The 18,167-nt window shown below is 34.1% G+C and carries 20 protein-coding genes; 13 read left to right on the top strand and 7 right to left on the bottom strand.

The genetic code is table 11. The features are described 5' to 3' along the window. Window positions 1-38 precede the first annotated feature (38 nt). Genes NOX80_RS12155 through NOX80_RS12145 form a run of 3 tightly spaced genes read left to right on the top strand, consistent with a single transcriptional unit; the run spans window position 39 to window position 2,484 of the window. A complete protein-coding gene (locus NOX80_RS12155) occupies window positions 39-185 on the top strand; it encodes a hypothetical protein (RefSeq protein WP_256550060.1) in 147 nt (48 codons plus the stop codon). A gap of 26 nt (window positions 186-211) precedes the next feature. After that, window positions 212-1,222 carry a nucleoid-associated protein gene (locus NOX80_RS12150; protein WP_256550059.1) on the top strand — a complete coding sequence of 337 codons (1,011 nt, stop codon included), beginning with the start codon at window positions 212-214 and terminating at the stop codon, window positions 1,220-1,222. Beyond that, window positions 1,222-2,484: a hypothetical protein gene (locus NOX80_RS12145; protein WP_256550058.1), complete on the top strand. Its 1,263-nt coding sequence runs from the start codon at window positions 1,222-1,224 to the stop codon at window positions 2,482-2,484. Before NOX80_RS12150 ends, NOX80_RS12145 begins: the two co-directional genes overlap by 1 nt. Before the next feature lie 167 nt (window positions 2,485-2,651). On the opposite strand, the gene NOX80_RS12140 is transcribed toward NOX80_RS12145, so the two are convergent. Further along, a complete protein-coding gene (locus NOX80_RS12140; protein ID WP_256550057.1) occupies window positions 2,652-2,888 on the bottom strand; it encodes a SymE family type I addiction module toxin in 237 nt (78 codons plus the stop codon). 145 nt (window positions 2,889-3,033) lie between these two features. Between NOX80_RS12140 and NOX80_RS12135 the strand changes: the two genes are divergently transcribed. Next, on the top strand, window positions 3,034-3,453 hold the full coding sequence (locus tag NOX80_RS12135) for a helix-turn-helix domain-containing protein (RefSeq protein WP_256550056.1): 420 nt from the start codon (window positions 3,034-3,036) through the stop codon (window positions 3,451-3,453). A 52-nt stretch (window positions 3,454-3,505) separates the two neighbouring features. On the opposite strand, the gene NOX80_RS12130 is transcribed toward NOX80_RS12135, so the two are convergent. Further along, window positions 3,506-3,922 (bottom strand): OsmC family protein, encoded by a 417-nt coding sequence (locus tag NOX80_RS12130; RefSeq protein ID WP_256550055.1) that lies wholly within the window; start codon window positions 3,920-3,922, stop codon window positions 3,506-3,508. A 312-nt stretch (window positions 3,923-4,234) separates the two neighbouring features. On the opposite strand from NOX80_RS12130, the gene NOX80_RS12125 reads away from it, so the two are divergent. From NOX80_RS12125 to NOX80_RS12110, 4 genes are all read left to right on the top strand, one after another. Continuing rightward, the gene (locus NOX80_RS12125) at window positions 4,235-5,077 is read left to right on the top strand and encodes a bestrophin family ion channel (protein WP_256550054.1); all 843 of its coding nucleotides are present in this window, start codon (window positions 4,235-4,237) and stop codon (window positions 5,075-5,077) included. 125 nt (window positions 5,078-5,202) lie between these two features. Then, window positions 5,203-5,763, top strand: a complete 561-nt coding sequence (locus NOX80_RS12120) for a TetR/AcrR family transcriptional regulator (RefSeq protein ID WP_256550053.1) — start codon at window positions 5,203-5,205, stop codon at window positions 5,761-5,763. A 75-nt stretch (window positions 5,764-5,838) separates the two neighbouring features. Next, window positions 5,839-6,933, top strand: coding sequence for an MBL fold metallo-hydrolase (locus NOX80_RS12115; RefSeq protein ID WP_256550052.1), 1,095 nt, complete (start codon window positions 5,839-5,841; stop codon window positions 6,931-6,933). A gap of 14 nt (window positions 6,934-6,947) precedes the next feature. Beyond that, complete coding sequence (locus NOX80_RS12110) at window positions 6,948-7,160, top strand: hypothetical protein (RefSeq protein ID WP_256550051.1); 213 nt, start codon at window positions 6,948-6,950, stop codon at window positions 7,158-7,160. Between the two features lie 27 nt (window positions 7,161-7,187). Here the strand turns inward: NOX80_RS12110 and NOX80_RS12105 are convergent, their stop codons facing one another. The 5 genes from NOX80_RS12105 to NOX80_RS12085 all read right to left on the bottom strand — a co-directional run bounded on the left by NOX80_RS12105 (window position 7,188) and on the right by NOX80_RS12085 (window position 12,906). Then, on the bottom strand, window positions 7,188-7,829 hold the full coding sequence (locus tag NOX80_RS12105) for an imm11 family protein (protein WP_256550050.1): 642 nt from the start codon (window positions 7,827-7,829) through the stop codon (window positions 7,188-7,190). A 1-nt stretch (window position 7,830) separates the two neighbouring features. Next, entirely contained in the window at window positions 7,831-9,930 is a 2,100-nt protein-coding gene (locus NOX80_RS12100) for an immunity 49 family protein (protein WP_256550049.1), read from the bottom strand. A gap of 122 nt (window positions 9,931-10,052) precedes the next feature. Further along, window positions 10,053-10,676, bottom strand: a complete 624-nt coding sequence (locus tag NOX80_RS12095; RefSeq protein WP_256550048.1) for a hypothetical protein — start codon at window positions 10,674-10,676, stop codon at window positions 10,053-10,055. A 411-nt stretch (window positions 10,677-11,087) separates the two neighbouring features. Next, the gene (locus NOX80_RS12090) at window positions 11,088-12,227 is read right to left on the bottom strand and encodes a hypothetical protein (protein ID WP_256550047.1); all 1,140 of its coding nucleotides are present in this window, start codon (window positions 12,225-12,227) and stop codon (window positions 11,088-11,090) included. Between the two features lie 118 nt (window positions 12,228-12,345). Next, on the bottom strand, window positions 12,346-12,906 hold the full coding sequence (locus tag NOX80_RS12085; RefSeq protein WP_256550046.1) for a hypothetical protein: 561 nt from the start codon (window positions 12,904-12,906) through the stop codon (window positions 12,346-12,348). A gap of 348 nt (window positions 12,907-13,254) precedes the next feature. Between NOX80_RS12085 and NOX80_RS12080 the strand changes: the two genes are divergently transcribed. The 5 genes from NOX80_RS12080 (at window position 13,255) to NOX80_RS12060 (ending at window position 18,146) form a co-directional block, all read left to right on the top strand. Next, window positions 13,255-14,250 carry a DUF3667 domain-containing protein gene (locus NOX80_RS12080; RefSeq protein ID WP_256550045.1) on the top strand — a complete coding sequence of 332 codons (996 nt, stop codon included), beginning with the start codon at window positions 13,255-13,257 and terminating at the stop codon, window positions 14,248-14,250. Window positions 14,251-14,328: 78 nt separating this feature from the next. Continuing rightward, a complete protein-coding gene (pepT, locus tag NOX80_RS12075) occupies window positions 14,329-15,570 on the top strand; it encodes a peptidase T (RefSeq protein ID WP_256550044.1) in 1,242 nt (413 codons plus the stop codon). 10 nt (window positions 15,571-15,580) lie between these two features. Beyond that, window positions 15,581-16,156: a YdeI/OmpD-associated family protein gene (locus NOX80_RS12070; RefSeq protein ID WP_256550043.1), complete on the top strand. Its 576-nt coding sequence runs from the start codon at window positions 15,581-15,583 to the stop codon at window positions 16,154-16,156. Between the two features lie 189 nt (window positions 16,157-16,345). After that, entirely contained in the window at window positions 16,346-16,936 is a 591-nt protein-coding gene (locus tag NOX80_RS12065) for a phage tail protein (RefSeq protein ID WP_256550042.1), read from the top strand. Window positions 16,937-17,003: 67 nt separating this feature from the next. Then, window positions 17,004-18,146, top strand: a complete 1,143-nt coding sequence (locus tag NOX80_RS12060) for an ABC transporter substrate-binding protein (RefSeq protein ID WP_256550041.1) — start codon at window positions 17,004-17,006, stop codon at window positions 18,144-18,146. The last annotated feature ends 21 nt before the right edge of the window (window positions 18,147-18,167 follow it).

Here is an 18,167-nt window from a genome sequence, read left to right as displayed (position 1 = left end):
AAGTTATTTGTCATCAACAACCAATCAATTATTAAATCATGGCATATCGAAGAAGTTATTATAGAAAAGATGGAACTTATGTCCAGGGACATTTTACCAACCATCGTTCAAGAGGCGGTTCACCCAAAAAAGGAAACGGCTTATACCTAATACGAACTATCAGAAGTTTAACAAAACTATTTTAATAATCAATTAACTTAAACACTCGATAATGGAATTACGAAAAATTATCATTCATGAATTAATAAAAGAAAAAGATAGCAACGAAGTCGAATTGATTTTATCAAATGAATTAATTCCTCTTGAGGATAATTCGATTGCACTTATCCAAGGTTTATCTGACACATATAAAAGTGATAAAATTTTATATGCAGTTTTTGATTATTCAGAGGGAAGATATTTTCCTGAAAAATTTAAAGAATACAGGATCTCAGGAAGACAAAATACTGATTTTATAAATTTTTCAAGATCAGTAATAGGGAATCTTGAAAGCATAATACAATCTATTGGTTTTGCTACTGGAGGTTATTTCATTTTTGCGGAGTATCGTGAAAACAACAATAATTTTGTTTCTATATTTCTAATACGTGATGTCGAGGGAAAAGTTTTAAACAGAACTACTAATTCATTTTCAATTCAAACAATCGAGTATGTAGATACTAAGAACTTAGCAATGGCATGCAGAATAAATGAGAATAGAATTGACATTGAAGAAACTAACTATTTATCATTTACACAACTAAGACAACAAGAAGTTTCAGAATATTTTAAAAATTGGATTTCAATTGAACAATTAGAAAGTAGTAGTGATTATACCAAGTCTCTTTATAAAATAATTACTCAAATAGAAACACCTATTAATCCATTAACAGGGAATCCTTATGAAATAGATGCGTTTAGAAACGAAATATATAGTTATGCTTCAACAAACCCAAATGGTATAATAAATATTAGAGATCTTAGTCAACACTTTTATAGTTCACCAGATACAATTTCAAATTACGCAGAAGAAAATGATATTTCTATAGATACGGAATTTAGGTATAATAAAAATCAACTTAAAAAGTTTATACGCCTAGAAGTTAACCGAGATGGAATTAGCTTAAAATTTTCACGTGGTGTATTAGATGAAAAAGTTAGGATTTCGGAAGAAAACTCAAACATGGTAATAATTGAATCTGAGAGTTTTGCAAACGCACTAAGAAGAGAAATTAGCAACTAATGATTCAAGATCATAAAAAAATATACGATTTATTCAAAAGCTCAACTTTTAATATGATGAGCAATAAAATTGTATTTGAATATTCTGAAAATATTGAAGCACAATTAACGGCATTAGATATTGATTACGAAAAAATAAGAACCGAAAGTATTGAAGTTAATAACGATAATTTTCCCCTTAAAATATTTGAAAACTATAAATCATATTTAAAACTTAACGAGGTTAAACATTCTAATGTTTTAATTTTAAATATTAATGAAAGACCATATTCATTTATTAACGGAGAAACATACATCGATTTTATTTTAGATAGTGGAAATTTTTTTTTCACCAATTCAAGATCATTTGATCATTTTTTGACTTTTCTTAAAGAACAAGACAAAGATACTGATGAAGCTTTTCATTTTGTTGATTATTATAATAGTACAAATCGTAAAATTGTTTTTACAAGTTTAACTGATAAAGGTCGATTAATTATTAAATTTTTCAATGAGATAAATCATTTCGAAGAAAAAGTAGATTTATCTAAATCTTTTAGCAATTTTAAAAACTGTTTTTCCGAAGAAAATCATCACTTGCCAAAATTCTTAAAAAACTCAATAATTGATTTCGCATCAAGATATGATTCCGACACCAGAATTTATCAACTTTACGAAAACCTGAATACTATAACTAATAAGGCGAAAGTTAATTTTGAAATATATTTAAATAATTTATCAATTGATAAAATAAGAAAAGACTACGATGAATATAAATCAAAGTACTTTAAAGAAGTATCAGACATCTTAAATAATCTCACACAAAAAATAATTGGCCTACCTCTCTTAATTGCCACTACTTTATTCGCAATTGAGAAAGTAAAAGAAAATCATGGTTTCTTATACATTTTAATTGTCACTACGTTAATAACTAGTGTTTATTTATTCTCATTATTAAAAATCAATTACAATGATTTAGATTATGTTGATAAACTTTCAAATGAAGATTTTAAAACTCTTAAAGAAAATAAGTTTTTCATAAAAAATCAGAATGAAATGGAAATATTTTTAGAAATAAAAAAAAGGGTCTCAAATAAAATAAATCATTTAAAATGTATATGTGAATCATATTTTTGGGTTTCAGGAGTTTCAAATATTTTGACTATTTGCTACATTTTACACTTTTTGAATTTAAATTTTCAAGTAATATCATTTTTAGCACTTTTTTTTGTTTTCTTAATGACTATATTCAGAAATGAAATTTTAAATAAAAGCAAAAGATAATCTCCAAATAACAAAAACCTTCTGTTTCTAGAGGGATCTATTTTTACTCAACCGCTATAACACGAAGTCTATTATACGCTCCGCTTCGCAACGGATAATGTTTCCCATTTAACTCCTGGTAAGAGGAAACCAATAACAAGACCAGTAAAGGTTCAATTTTATGAAATTCATCGCTTTTGCCTAGTATCAACCGTAATAACAATCTTTCTATACGAACAGGTTAATTTCACTTTCATTCCGGTTGTAAAACCACAATCGGCGAGCCACTTTCCTGCAAAGCGAATCTGAGGATAATCGACATATTTACTGTTAGCTCGTTCGAATCTTTTTCCGTAAACGGTAACCCGTCGCTGTTGGAATTGTCTATTTGTATTGTTACCTTTAATTGAGTTTACTTTTTTCATAATCAAACGGCTTAAAGTGTAAAGCACGCTTTTTGGATTTGTCTATGTTAGTTTATAAACCATTATATTATCCTTTTCGAATCTGATTTAGAAATATAATTTTACCTATATTTATACCCTACTATTCATTTAAAAACAGTTATCTATGTCACACTTCGATACGCCAGACAGAAAAATACATCAAGGAAGAAATATCAAACGTTTTCGCGAAATGTTGGGTATAAAACAGGAAGGTTTGGCTTATGAGCTGGGCGACGACTGGAGCCAAAAGAAAGTATCATTACTCGAACAAAAAGAAACTATTGAAACCGATATACTCGCACAAGTAGCCGCAATACTAAAAATACCCGTAGAGGCTATCGAAAACTTTAATGAAGAACAGGCTATGAATATTATTGCCAATACATTTAATAATGAACATAGTATCGGTTTTGTAATCAATAACTACAATCCCATCGAAAAGATCATTCTACTACACGAAGAAAAAATCGCCTTATACGAACGGATGCTAAAGGAAAAGGAAGATATGATGGCGCGGTTGGAAAAGCTCATCGAAAATAAATAATCAAATAAAAAACACCAGACAGGTTTTGAAAACCTGTCTGGTGTTTTTCTTATTACACCAATGCAGCCGCTAAAACGATTTCTGCTTTTAGCAATTGCGAAATCGGACAGTTTTCTTTCGCATCCAAAGCGGCTTTTTGAAACGCTTCTTCCGAAATTCCCGGTACGCTGGCTTTAACGTCCAATTGTACCTGAGTGATTTTCCCGTCTTCGAAAACTACTTTGGCACTTGTATCGATATTATCGGCTGTAAATCCGGCTTCGTTTAATACAAAACTAAGCTTCATCGAAAAACATCCGGCATGTGCCGCACCGATCAATTCTTCCGGATTGGTTCCTACTCCATCTTCAAAACGGGTTTTAAAAGATAAGTTAGCATTGTTTAACGTTGTGCTCTGTGTCGATACGGATCCTTTTCCTTCCATACCGCTACCTTTCCAGTTTGCACTGGCTCTTCTGATTATTTTCATAGTTTTTTGCTTTTTTGTTATTTTATAAAGTTAGCTATTTAGACTAATATCTCTAAATCGGAAACATTTATAAATTGTTATTTCCTTCTTAAAAACAAAAAAGTCCCTATTTACTCCCGGATATCATAAAAAACGGTCACTTCAACCAAAACATGTATTTCATCGATAAAAAAACACACTTTATCGATATTTATATTTTTTTTAACACTTAAAATTTCAGGATTCAAAAAAAAGCATAATTTTATAACTATCCCCCTACAAAATAGCACTTATAGCACATTATGCAATTATTAATATCAAACTATTAGGATTATGCATACAAAACGTAACAAAACTCAAAATGAGAAGTTTATACTTTGGCCTAAAAACATTGGATACATTTTAATCATCTGGTCCGTAGTCCAAACACTATTATATCAGTATTTTAACTTAAAGTGGATTGCGCTTCCGTGGACTCCGATTGCGGCTATCGGAATATTGTCTTTACTCCTTTTTAGCTTAAAAAATAAACAGATACAACGCCATCGAATACAAACAGAAGTACTTTGGAAAACGATTGTCCGAAGCAGTTCGACCTGGAATAATTTCCTTCAAAACAACTTTAATCTGAATGCCGAAACCTATGAGGAATTAAAAAACCGGCATTTGGCCTGGTTAGTTGTACTTCGCTACCAACTCAATAAAGAAAGAGATGAACTAGCCTTAAATGAATCGGCTAAAATACAGGATGAATTGTCCCGACTTATTTCTCAATCCGAAATGGATTATATCGCACAACATAAAAACAGTGCGAAACAATTAGTTGCCTTACAATCTAAAAGAATCAAAGAATTATTCGATCAGGGAATAATTGAAAACCAACAGTATCTGACCTTATTAGGACATCTTGCCGACTATTACGATTTACAATTGCGTTGTGAGAAAAACAATAGCTATAATGCTAATTCTATATTAGCGAAAGTCAGTCTGCTATTGGTTCATCTGTTTATCTTATTACTACCGTTTGGTTTAATTAATGAATTTCAAAAATTAAAACCCGATTATGTATTACTAACAATACCTTTATGTATTCTTATTTCGCTTTTCTTTATTTTTACAGAACTGCATGCACAAAAAGCGAATCGATTATTTGAATTTAAACCGAAACAATTATAAAAGTACAAAGCACCCATAGCGGTGCTTTTTTATGCGCTACCATTACGAAAGTTAATTTTTTGCCAAATAGTTTCTACCTGAGAAAAAAGCTTTAATTTTACCGACTGATTAGTCGATCTAAAATTATGGACAAGCAAAAAGAAATATTAGCAACCGCTTTAAAGCTATTCGTAGACAACGGATTTCACGGTACTGCAACCAGCAAAATCGCGAAAGAATCCGGTGTGGCTAACGGTACGTTATTTCATTATTATAAGACCAAAGAAGAATTAATCATAGCGCTTTACATCGACATTAAACTTCGTGTAGCGCAGCATATTGAAAGCTATCGAGAAGAAGGCACTGAATATCGGGAACATTTTAAAAAGCAGTTTATCGGACTAATGTTATGGTCGTTGGACAATGATTATGAATTCCGCTTTATTCAACAATTCTATTTTTCTCCTTATGCTTCGCTAATTAATTATGAGGAAATACAAAAGCTTTCCAAAAAAGGTTGTGACGAACTGGAGGAAGCTATGGCGCAAAATCATATTAAAAAACAACCTATCGATTATCTGATTACTATTGTTAACAATTATGTTTTTGGTATTCAGCAATATTTACGACAGTCGACTTTAACTTTAGAAGAAAAAAAAGAAGTGATCTACAATTCGTTTGATACACTTTGGATCATGATTCGATGATCCTTATTTTTTTGACTCCAATAGAGTGATTAGTCAATCTAAAATTATATTTTATCAATGCTTTTAAAAAAAATTATGATCACACTTGTTATACTTCTCTTAACCCTTACTATCGGCACTTATTTCTTTATGCAACATCCGAAGTTCGGGAAACTTCCAACCGGTGAGCGTTTGGAAAGAATCAAAAAATCGCCTAATTTCCGTGACGGTCAGTTTCAGAATAGCAGCGTAACACCCGATTTAACCGAAGGTGCCAATTTTTTCACCGTACTGAAAGAGTTTATCTTTAAAGAAAATACACGTGTAAAACCTACCGATTCATTGCCTTCGGTAAAAACCAATCTGCATGAAATCCCGCTAACTGAGGATGCCTATGTATGGTTTGGCCATTCCTCCTACTTTTTACAGACGAACGGTATTAAGTTTCTGATCGATCCGGTATTTAGCGGAGCTGCTTCTCCGATACGAATGACAACCAAAAGTTTTGGCGGCAGTGATCGTTATACTACAGCCGATATTCCGGAAATTGATTATCTGATTATTACGCATGATCATTGGGATCATTTGGATTATAAAACCATAAAAGAATTGAAAAGCAAAGTGAAGACAGTGATCTGTGGCTTAGGTGTGGGCGAGCATTTCGAATATTGGGGGTATGATAAATCTCGCATCATTGAAAAGGACTGGAATGAAACCGTCCAGTTAATCAATTCGGCTAAATTACATACCACACCGGCCCGTCACTTTTCCGGAAGAAGTTTTTCGAGAAACAAATCCTTATGGTTATCTTTTGTATTGGAAACTCCGAACAAAAAGATCTTTATTGGCGGTGATGGCGGTTATGATAGTCATTTCAAAACAATCGGAGATCAATTCGGTCCGTTTGATCTCGCCATTATTGAATGCGGTCAATATGATAAAAACTGGAAATACATCCATTTAATGCCCGAAGAAGTGGTTCAGGTTGCTCAGGATCTAAAGGTAAAAAAACTGATACCCGTACACTGGAGTAAATTCTCATTGGCGAATCACAATTGGGATGAACCGATTTCACGTTTGGAAAATCTAAATGAAAACGGGACAATTCGTTTGTGTACACCGATGATTGGTGAAAAAATGGATCTAAACGCCGATAAATCTTTCGCCTCCTGGTGGAAAAATGTAAATTAAACTAGCCAAAACCGATGCTGTATATCTTTAAAACCACCGTCAAAAAGAAAAAAGACGTTAAAACCATCACCCGTATTTTTGAAGAAAACGAAGCTATTCTGCATTTCAATTTCGATTTAGAAGATCGGGACAAAATCCTCCGTGTAAAAAGTGAAAAACTGGAAGCTCCTGAAATCCTATCCCTTATTTCACATTTGGGACATGATTGTGAGGAATTGGATCTGTAACTAAAATTTAATTATTTAACATCAACTTTATTCGGCACTATAGAATTCATTACCCTTAAATTCCTCAAACCAAACACCGGAAATTGCAGCTTTTTCCATGGCTTGTTTGAGTGATTCCGAAACTAAAAGCGCAATATTGAACGGCGAACGAAACAGATCGGGTGTCTCTTTTAGAAACAATTTTACAGGACGTAAAAACGGAGCTCTTTGTTCTTCATTATCGATCGTAACCCTTTCATCTGTTTTTAAATTTTCAAATACAGACTGACTAAAATCAAGAACTTCATTTGCATATATCAGATGTAGGAAAAAATAAGGGTTTTCGGCCAATTGTGCTTCAAAACCTTTATCGGCTGCAATTAAGGTACAATCGTAAAACTGAAAATTCTTAACACAAAAGTTTTCTATTAAATCCTTAAATTTTTTGTCAATAAAAACGCCTATCGAAGAATGTAACATATGTGAACTTAACACATCTGTTCGCTTTGCTACTCTTTTAAAAATAAAATTTTCCAAATTGGGATTTACTTCCGGAAAAGATCTCAACGATAGTGTCTCAAAATTGTCAGGAATTTTAAAATAATGCTTCGGCACATCTACTTGTGGGTAGGTTCCGACAATTTCACTTTCTGTGGCTAACTCCATTTGATAATAAACGACTTTTTTCATTTTATTTCAAATTAATACTTCCCTCCACCATCGATTGCGGTATATAATCGGACGTTAATTCCAGTTTCCAACCTTTGTCATACGCCATAGCTGCTAAAGCGGTACAATCCCAGGATAAAAAACCGTCGTTATCTCTGCACATCGGTGTTCCACCTCTGTTTAAGGCTTTTTTCTGACTCCACACTTCTTTGTGTGCCTGAAGTGCCAATGCAAAATTGGTATGAAATTCAGCTTCGTTGTCCTCTGCCAAACTTTTAAAAGCATTTAAAAAACGATTGATTCGGTACAATCCAAACTTTTGTTTTACATCCGGTCCGAGTTCCGATTTGTATTTTTCCAAATCAGCTTGTGCTGTGTCATACAAAGCGGTATTAAAATTTCCTGTAAGAAAGTATTCCTTTATTATTTTTAAAAAGCAGGTTATAAACGTATTCTTCTCCCAATCTTCTTCTCTGTATATCCAGTTTTTTATCGGACTGTCGGCTATTATTTTTTGCTTTTCCGTATCACGGGCAATGACAGCCCAATGCAATGCCGGCAGGGTACTAACGTATTCGCCGCAGGGTTCAACCAAAATTTCAAAAGCGCCGCTCTCCTCTATCGTCGCTTCTTTGGTTTCACCTTCAAAATGAACCAAACGAAAATATTCACCCATGCTGTTTACTCCATAACGAAACCATTTTTGCTGTGTTTCAAATGCTGTTTTCTGCAAAACGGACATTTGGAGTAATTGCTTCGCATCCCGGAAAAGATAATTGAAGAAACGAAACTTGCTCTTCGATTTTTCAACTGAATAATCAAATTCTTCTTGTATCCACTCGAAATTACTTTCAATAATCTCCGGATGATCCACTTTGTGTAAGTAAATGTGTTTGTCGTCTTTTAGCTTTTTTACAGGAGTTTTGGGTTTTGCCGGTTTTTGTTTTTTATAAGCCGTCAGTGCGGTTTCAATACCTATTGCATTGTTGCTATCCAAAGGTTTTAGTGATGGTACTTGCAGGAAATGAAAATTCTTTCTGTCAAAAAACAGCAGATTTCCATTGGTTGTATTTCCGATCAATTGGAATGCAGCCAACGGTTTTGTAGTTCCTTCCAACACGATTTTATCCAAACAGCTACCATCGAATCCAAATACGTAAATGGTGTTTTCTCCTTTAAAATAAAGGATTTGATCCTGATGGTTCACCGCAAAATGAAATTCTTCCAATTTGCTAAGCTTGAGATTTTTCGGCTCAATGTCTTGCAATTGCCCGACCACAGTTCCATCGGTGTTTACCAACAAAAAACAAGCACTGGCACTCAAACGTCGGAATTTATCAAAAACAGGAACCAACAACAACGATTCCGTAAGCGGGTAAATATTCCCGATCCACGGATCGAAAAACGGCATTTTATTATTGATTTCGATTGCAGCAATTAAATTCTCTTCAAAAGTAGCATCACGATGAATGGTTTTTTCGTTTTTCAATTCGATACCCGGAAAATCTGTTTCATAGTGTGCGCTAGGTCTTTTGTTTAATGCTGCCAACAGTTTTAAACGAGGACGTTGTGTGGCATCCTCAAAAGGAGCCTCCGAAATCACGATAAAGTCACCCCGCCTTTTACCTTCAGTTGATCCCCAACCCATTTCACTGTCTACTAAAGCAATCAATTGATTCGATTCCGGTAATAAGGTTGCATTGCAATATAAGTTTTTAGCCGCCGCTTCTTGTTTTTGCGGAAAAAGAGCATGCGCATCACTCTTTAAATTGACAACGGTTGTGGTGTACGAAGCCGGATCAATGTTTCCGTCTTCATCAATAATAAAACAACGATTGGCATCACCGGAAATGATAATCTGCCCGGAAGCACTTTCGCTCAGCGCAAATTCTCTGGATTCGTTAAATTCTCTGAATCCGTTTAAAACAGCAGTTACCGGAATTTCCTTTTCAAAAACAAAATCTTTTGAATATTTAAACAGGTACAATTCGGCAAAATGAGACATTAATAACAGATGACTCCCGTCTCTACGTGCTAAAAACGCAATACAATTGACAAGAGTAAGCGGTTTTCCGGCAAATTTTTCGTCAGTAAAAAAGGGCAGTATTATTTTATGTTCCATCGTTGTTCTATTTTAAAACTCTTTGAAATCCTTAAGATGTTGTTTCAGCTACAAAACGCAATATTTCTTTAATTGTATAGCGTTCTATAATTGCGATTATTTTAATTTATGTGAAACAAATATTATATCCATTCGGCAGGAATAATAATATTTTCCGGGCAATTGAAGTCTTTGATAATGTCAATAAATTTTTGTGTCACACCTATTTCACCATGATCAGCAAAATTAAAAATATCAGCTCCTTCATACGAATTAAAACAGGCTTGTAAATGAATCGCATCATTACTGTTTTTCCTGGTGATCAATTTAAATTTTTCTTCATTATATTTAGCCAAATGCATCCCACATCCTTCACAGATACCGGTATAATCATATGCAATAGGAATATTTTTAACAGCCGGAGAAAGTACTGCCAGATAAATCAAATTCGGAATACTTTTAATATCAATATCCGAATATTTAAACTTCACTACCGAGACTTTTAAGGGTGCAAATCCTTTTATATTATGCTCTTTAAATGCATTATAGAGTTTTTCGGTTACCATAATAGCCCCTTTAGAACTAAACATATCCTCTCCATCATATTTATCAACTTCTAATTCTACTTCGGAATATTCAATTTCTTCTAAAAGTTCTCTATTACATGTAGTACATTTCGGTTGTTGCACTTTAAAACTTTTATTTGTTAAAGCACCTATCCAGCTTTTGCAATTTAAAGTGTAAATTTTAGGTTTCGATTCTGACATTCCGGTATGTTTTAATTTATTAGTACTTTTACTATTTCACGTTTTGTAAGTAAGCTATCAAGGTTTACACTGTCTTATTGATCACATACGATACAATCGTTATGTTGCTTAAAGCCTTTATTCTTTATTCTTTATTCTTTATTCTTTATTCTTTATTCTTTATTCTTTATTCTTTATTCTTTATTCTTTATTCTTTATTCTTTATTCTTTATTCTTTATTCTTTATTCTTTATTCTTTATTCTTTATTCTTTATTCTTTATTCTTTATTCTTTATTCTTTATTCTTTATTCTTTATTCTTTATTCTTTATTCTTTATTCTTTATTCTTTATTCTTTATTCTTTATTCTTTATTCTTTATTCTTTATTCTTTATTCTTTATTCTTTATTCTTTATTCTTTATTCTTTATTCTTTATTCTTTATAATGATAATAAAACTCCATTTGTTCGGATAGAATAGCATGAATTTCGGTCCAGCCGTGAGTACGGGACAGATCAATAGCCAAGCCCCAACACATTTCCACCGCATCCAGATTGCCGCTTTTTCCGGCCCAATAACTCGCACTTATTAAAGCATTCCAACAGCCGATAGGATCATTGTGTTCTTTTTCTAATAATACCGCAGCTTTAATGTGCCTATCGCCTGCATAGCCTCTTCCTGCTTCTCTAATCGCTTCGGTCGCTTCAAAAAGAGGATGTTTTTGCACTTCTTCGGGAAAAAGAGCATATTTATCTTTCCATTCGGAATCAAATATATCTGCAACACAATTCAGTAAAGAACTCGAATGACCAACATGGATTGTATATTCTTCGAAACTATTATCATCACAATCAAAACCGTGTGGCAATTGGGCACAACGCCAATAATGCTTCCATTTGTCCTTATCTTCCAAACTAATTCTCGAATACGCTCTTGTAGCAAGTACATTCCCTATGTAATTGTTCCAAAGCCCGTAATCGGCAGGCTCGTATTCCGGTAGACGGATACGACTATCTATCAATTGATCAAATAATTGAAATGCTTTTGTATTTTCAGGTGTATTGTAATAATGACTCCAGAATTCTTTATAAAAGACTTCTTCATATTCCGGAGCATTTTCAAAACGTTCCTGATTGGATTCCGACAGTAAAAACTGTTTTAAAAATTCCAGATCGCCGCCACCGAAATAATCAAAAAAGGGTTGGGATACGACCGTAGCTTCTTCTATTTCTTCCTGAAGTTCTTGTATTAACTCTAACTCACACATAAATTTCAAGTTAGCCATCGGAATAGTGGCTTGAATAGTAGGAGCAAATGTAAAGCATTCCCGATACACATCATCAAATACTACGATAGGTGCCTCTTGCTGAATGTCCTTTCCGGGAGTTAGCTGAAAAGCTAAAATATCATCACCTTTAAATCCAAAGGGCATTATAGACCAAAAACCTCTTTTTAAAGCATTCATTAATACTCCTTTTTCATCTTCATGCTCAAAGGTGAAATTGAATTTTCTTTTAACCGCTTTAGCTTTATAAATATCCTTTAAATCAGAATGTACTTTGTTTATTTCCATATTTATTACGTTATATGATGCAAATTAAATCCGAACTTATTTTTTCGGAAAACACCTTTTATTGAATACAAAAAGCGAAACTTCTAAAACAGAAACTTCGCTTCATCCATTGCTATGCTTATTTATCTTTTAAATACGCTTTTAAACTCCATTCATCCGTTGGCTCTACATAACGTTCCACTTTTACAGGTGTACCCAAATTATTCAAACGCAAACTTTTATCTTCATCACCATCTACATGTCGCCATTGTTTCGCATCGGAACTAAGGATAAAATCTGAAACAATTTTTAATTCTCCATTGATTGAAGCAACTAAAAAACATTCATTTATTTTTTTTATTTCGTCATCAGGATCTGAAAAAGAAACATAACAAGCCCAAACGGTACCGTATTTTTCATTATTATATTCACTTATTTTAAATAAATAACGGGAAGCCGGGTAAGGACAATTTTTGGACTCCTCATAAAAACGATCGGAAAGCGGACTAATCATTTTACCCATAATATTAAATTCTACTTTTCTTTTCAGATCAGCATCATACGGATCTTCACAGTAAATATTCAATTCATTCACTACAAATTCGTTATATTTTTCAATATTATCTTTGTCTCTCTTTAAATCCTGTGCTATTTGTTCTTTTTCAAAAACAATATCTAAAAATGTTTTGATTTTTTCCATATTCTATTTTTAATTTCTTCGTCCTTGTTACCGAACGAACATCTCGTTTAGTTTACTATTTTAATCGTATTGGCTAATATACTTTAATTTTTACAAAGGTTAATTTTTAAGAAATTTATTACACAAAAAAGATGATTATTTTGATTTTTTATTAGCGCATCCTCTTTTCGGGTTTCAATTTTATCGTTTGGGTGGCAACTTAAAAACCGGTTAATGGATGGTGTTGTGATTTCCATTATGGATAAAGATTGTTTCAAAAAGGTTTAAGTTTAATTACTACTTTATAAATATTTTACCTGTAAATATCAATTTTTAACTATTTTTATCGCATCAATATATCCCCTAATAATGAGCCACGATAAAATACGCGATCACATTGACTGTTTAAATTGCGGAAAAATTGTTACCGAGAAATACTGTCCGAACTGCGGTCAGGATAACACCGAATCCCGAAAGTCATTTCACTATCTGTTTACGCATTTTGTAGAAGATTTTACGCATTATGACAATGCCTTTTGGAAAACCATGAAATACTTATTGTTTCGTCCTTCACGCCTTACCCGTGAATATCTGGAGGGAAAACGCAAACATTATGTAGCTCCGGTTAAGTTGTATATTTTTATCAGTTTTATCACCTTTTTCCTTCCGGGAGTACTTCCGGAAATTAATCACGATAAAGAAACCCAACGTGAGGTACGCAAGGCGGAAGCCCATAAATATGATTACAACTACGAAGAGGCCGATTCAATTATGAAAGCATCCACCGGTAGAAAAATACCTACTATTGGAAATTATAGTTCGGTAAAAGAATACGATTCGATACAAAAGACACTTCCGGCAGCAAAAAAGAGTTCCCTACTAATGGAAAAATTTGAAAGAAAGATGGCCGAGATAAACGAAAAATACACCACAAAAGAAGTCATCGGAAAATTCAAGGACTCTTTTATTCATAACCTCCCAAAAGTACTTTTCCTCTATCTGCCATTATTTGCGTTTTCGTTGTGGTTGTTTCACAGTAAGAAAAAATGGTACTATTTTGAACACGGTATTTTTACGCTGCATTACTTTTCGTTCCTGCTTCTCAACACTATGCTGTTTCTGACGCTGAGCTGGTTCCTGGAACTATTGGGCGATAATGGCTTTCTAACATTTTTAGAGTTTATACTAGCCTGTATTTATCTGGGATGGGGCTTTACTTACTTTTTTAAAGCACACCGGTTTTTTTACGGTGAAAAACGTTATATCTCTAATTTAAAGAGCTTGATATTGTTTTTTGTCAATTCTTTCCTTATTACGGTTGTACTATTGCTATTTGTCATCTATACCCTATTATACCTTCATTAATTTGAATTTATTCTAAAAAGTACGGCACTTCATTTTAATGAAATAGTCGTACTTTTGTGTATCTCAAAATTTTTTAAAATGCAACATATTATTGATCGCTTTATCAGTTATGTGACAGTTGACACAGAATCTGATCCGAATTCAAATACAACACCAAGTACCGCAAAACAATGGGATTTGGCCAACCAATTAGTCGAAGAGCTAAAAGCTATTGGAATGGAAGATGTTACCATTGATGATAATGCGTATATCATGGCTACACTTCCTAGCAATGTAGATCACGAAGTTCCGACTATCGGTTTTATTTCCCATTTTGATACAACGCCGGATTTTACCGGAGCCAATGTAAAACCGCAAATCGTTGAAAATTACGACGGAAAAGACATCGTATTAAACAAAGAACTGGATATCGTATTGTCGCCAAGTTATTTTAAAGATCTTTTACAATATAAAGGACAAACGATTATTACAACCGACGGAACGACGCTTTTAGGAGCGGATGATAAAGCCGGAATCACGGAAATCGTAACGGCAATGGAATACCTGATCAACAATCCGGAGATCAAACACGGTAAGATTCGTGTAGGTTTTACACCGGATGAAGAGATTGGTCGCGGTGCTCATAAATTTGACGTAGAAAAATTCGGTGCTGATTGGGCGTATACTATGGACGGAAGTCAGATCGGTGAATTAGAATACGAAAACTTTAATGCGGCCGGAGCCAAACTGGTTTTCAGCGGAAAAAGCGTTCACCCGGGCTATGCCAAAGGGAAAATGATCAATTCAATGTTACTGGCAAATAAATTTATTTCCAAGTTACCGAAACACGAAACGCCACAGGAAACTAAAGGCTACGAAGGATTTTTCCATGTAACCGGTATCAGCGGAAGTATCGAAGAAACCAAAGTAGAATTGATTATCCGTGATCACGATCGTAAAAAATTCGAAAAACGTAAAAAAGTAGTCGAAAAAATCGCAGCAAAAATCAACAAGAAATTCGCAAAACAATTTGGCGGACCGATTGTAAGCTGTGAAATAAAAGACAGTTACTACAACATGCGTGAAAAAGTAGAACCGGTAATCCACATTGTACAGGTAGCTGAAAAAGCGATGAAAGAATTGGGTATCAAACCGCTTATCAAACCGATTCGCGGCGGAACAGACGGTTGCCAGTTATCGTATATGGGCTTACCTTGTCCTAATATTTTTGCCGGCGGACATAATTTCCACGGAAAATACGAATACGTTCCGGTAGAAAGCATGCAAAAAGCTGTAGATGTAATTGTAAAAATCGCGGAATTAACCGCAGCAAAAAAATAATTCCATACCGATGGAAGAAAAACACAAATGGGATAAAGTAAACCAATGGGAAGAAGAACTCGATTATTTAAAAACGATCCTTCTTAAAACCGAATTGGTTGAAACTACAAAATGGGGCGGTCCGACTTACACCTATAACGGCAAAAACGTATTGGGAATAGGCGGTTTCAAATCCTATGTGGGCATTTGGTTTTTCAACGGTATTTATTTAAAAGATGCGCATAAGGTTTTGGTTAACGCTCAGGAAGGCGTTACCAAAGCTTTACGCCAATGGCGTTTTCAGTCAAAAGCCGAAATGGACGAAAAATTAATCTTACAGTATGTTCACGAAGCGATAGAAAACGAAAAAGCCGGTATTCACTTCAAGCCGGAGAAAAAAGAAGCCTTACAATCGGAATTCCTGCAACAACAATTGGCACAGGATACGAATCTACAAAATGCTTTTTCTCAATTCACCCCTTATAAACAAAAAGAGTTCATCGAATATATCGCTACTGCCAAGCAGGAAAAAACAAAATTAAGCCGTTTTGAGAAAATAAAACCTTTAATTTTAGGTGGTATTGGACTAAATGACAAATATCGTTAAGATTTCTTAAATTAACCTAAAACCTTTAAAATAAAGATAATATCCATTTTGTTTGTTTAATAAAAAATCAAAATATTATTAAATTTATTATAATAACACAACTACCTTACAAAAACACGTAATTTTACCTAATATCGATACTGTGCGTTTATCTAGTTTTGTATAAACTTAACCACAAAATTTATATTTATGGAACAGATTATCGGACAAATCCAGGCTTTCGGATTTGGTTTCGCCCCTGCACAGTGGGCATTTTGCGACGGACAAATCATGTCGATTGCACAGAACACAGCTTTATTTTCATTACTTGGAACTACTTTTGGCGGTAACGGACAAACTACGTTTGCCTTACCTGATTTAAGAGGACGTTCTATTGTTCACCCGGGATCAGGACCTGGATTAACACCAGTTCAATGGGGAGAATCAGGAGGAGCACAAACTATGACTTTATCACTTGCTAACATTCCGGCTCACGTTCACCCGTTAGTTCCCGGAACAGGAGCAGGACAAGTAAACATTTCTACTGTTATCCATACTAATACTGGTAATCCAACCAACGAATCAGATAACGGGAACAATAGTTTCGGTACAGGTGGAGCTGCTGCAAACGCTTATAGTGAGCCGCCATTTACAGGTACAGACAAAGTAGGAAACATTACTACCGCTATTAGCGGAACTACAGGTATTACAGGAAGTAACACACCATTTTCGATCCGTAATCCTTATTTAGGAATTTACACTAGTATCGCATTATACGGTATCTTCCCTTCTCGTAATTAACGAAAGTAAACAAGTTAATCGCAAAGGAGAGGAAGAATAATTTCATCCTCTCCTATTATTTTTTTACATGAGTACAGTAACTAAAATAGGAATCCTAATCCCGCAATCCAAACAGTATAAAACATTGGATCGGGATTTTATTCGTGGTATCAAACTGAACAACCTAAACGCTCAATACTATGTTGAGAGTATCGGAATCGGTGCCAACGAACAATTGATCATTGATAAAATACAGAAGCTTTATTTTCAGGAAGGAATCAATATTATTATTGGTTTTTTCGGGCATCATAACATGAATCGTGTTTATGAATATGCCTCGGATAACGACATACTATTGCTCGCTTCTGATATTGGTGCTACCGTACCATACGGGTTGAAAAAACAGAAAGGCATCTATATCAATTCTTACGGACTTACCGAGTCGTGTTTTTTATTAGGAAATCATTTTTTAGAAAAGAATTATGATAAAATTGCGACAGCAACCTCCTATTATGATTCCGGCTACGGAATGTTATCGGCTATCGAAACGTCGCTCAACAAAAGTGATGTTATGTTCTCCGGACATTATATTACTCCTTTTTACCCTCGGGAAAACGAAGCCGAATACATGCAATTAACCTTAGACCACTACAAACCTGAAGTGGTATTTGCGTTTTACAGCGGTTTATATGCCGAAGAAAACGCTGCATTCATCCGCACCAACAAAGTCACTCAGCAATACACTTTTTACACTACTCCATTTGCTATTAACGATAGTTTGATTGAAGAATATCAAACGAATCCGTTTCCGCTATATGTGGTTGCACCGTGGTTAGAAAATTTTGCTAAAACCTCTGATTGTTCTTTTAACATGCAATTCAAAGAACAATATGACGATTCAGCAACCGTGTTTGCTTTATTAGGCTTCGAAAACGGAGCATTGTTAGCCAATTTACTGGAAACAGCAGAAAGTAGCGATACGCGAACTTTATTGCGCCATATGAATACAGTAAAGGCAGAAGGACCACGAGGACCAATACAATTTGACCCCGAAACCAACCGTACAAAATTTGATCATCACATTTATAAACTGGAACGCAACTCAGATAATCAGGTGTTATTTGAACGAGTGAATACACTTGTAAACGAAGGACACTTTATTACTGAAGTAACGCAACAGGATATGCCCCCTAAAATCGGTGGATGGCAAAATGCCTATTTATGTCATTAAAAATTTAACCTCAATTATTAT

Source organism: Flavobacterium cerinum, assembly GCF_024496085.1.
Lineage (GTDB): Bacteria > Bacteroidota > Bacteroidia > Flavobacteriales > Flavobacteriaceae > Flavobacterium > Flavobacterium cerinum_A.
Note: the sequence above shows the minus strand (reverse complement) of the source record. Positions and strands in the feature narration are given on the sequence as shown.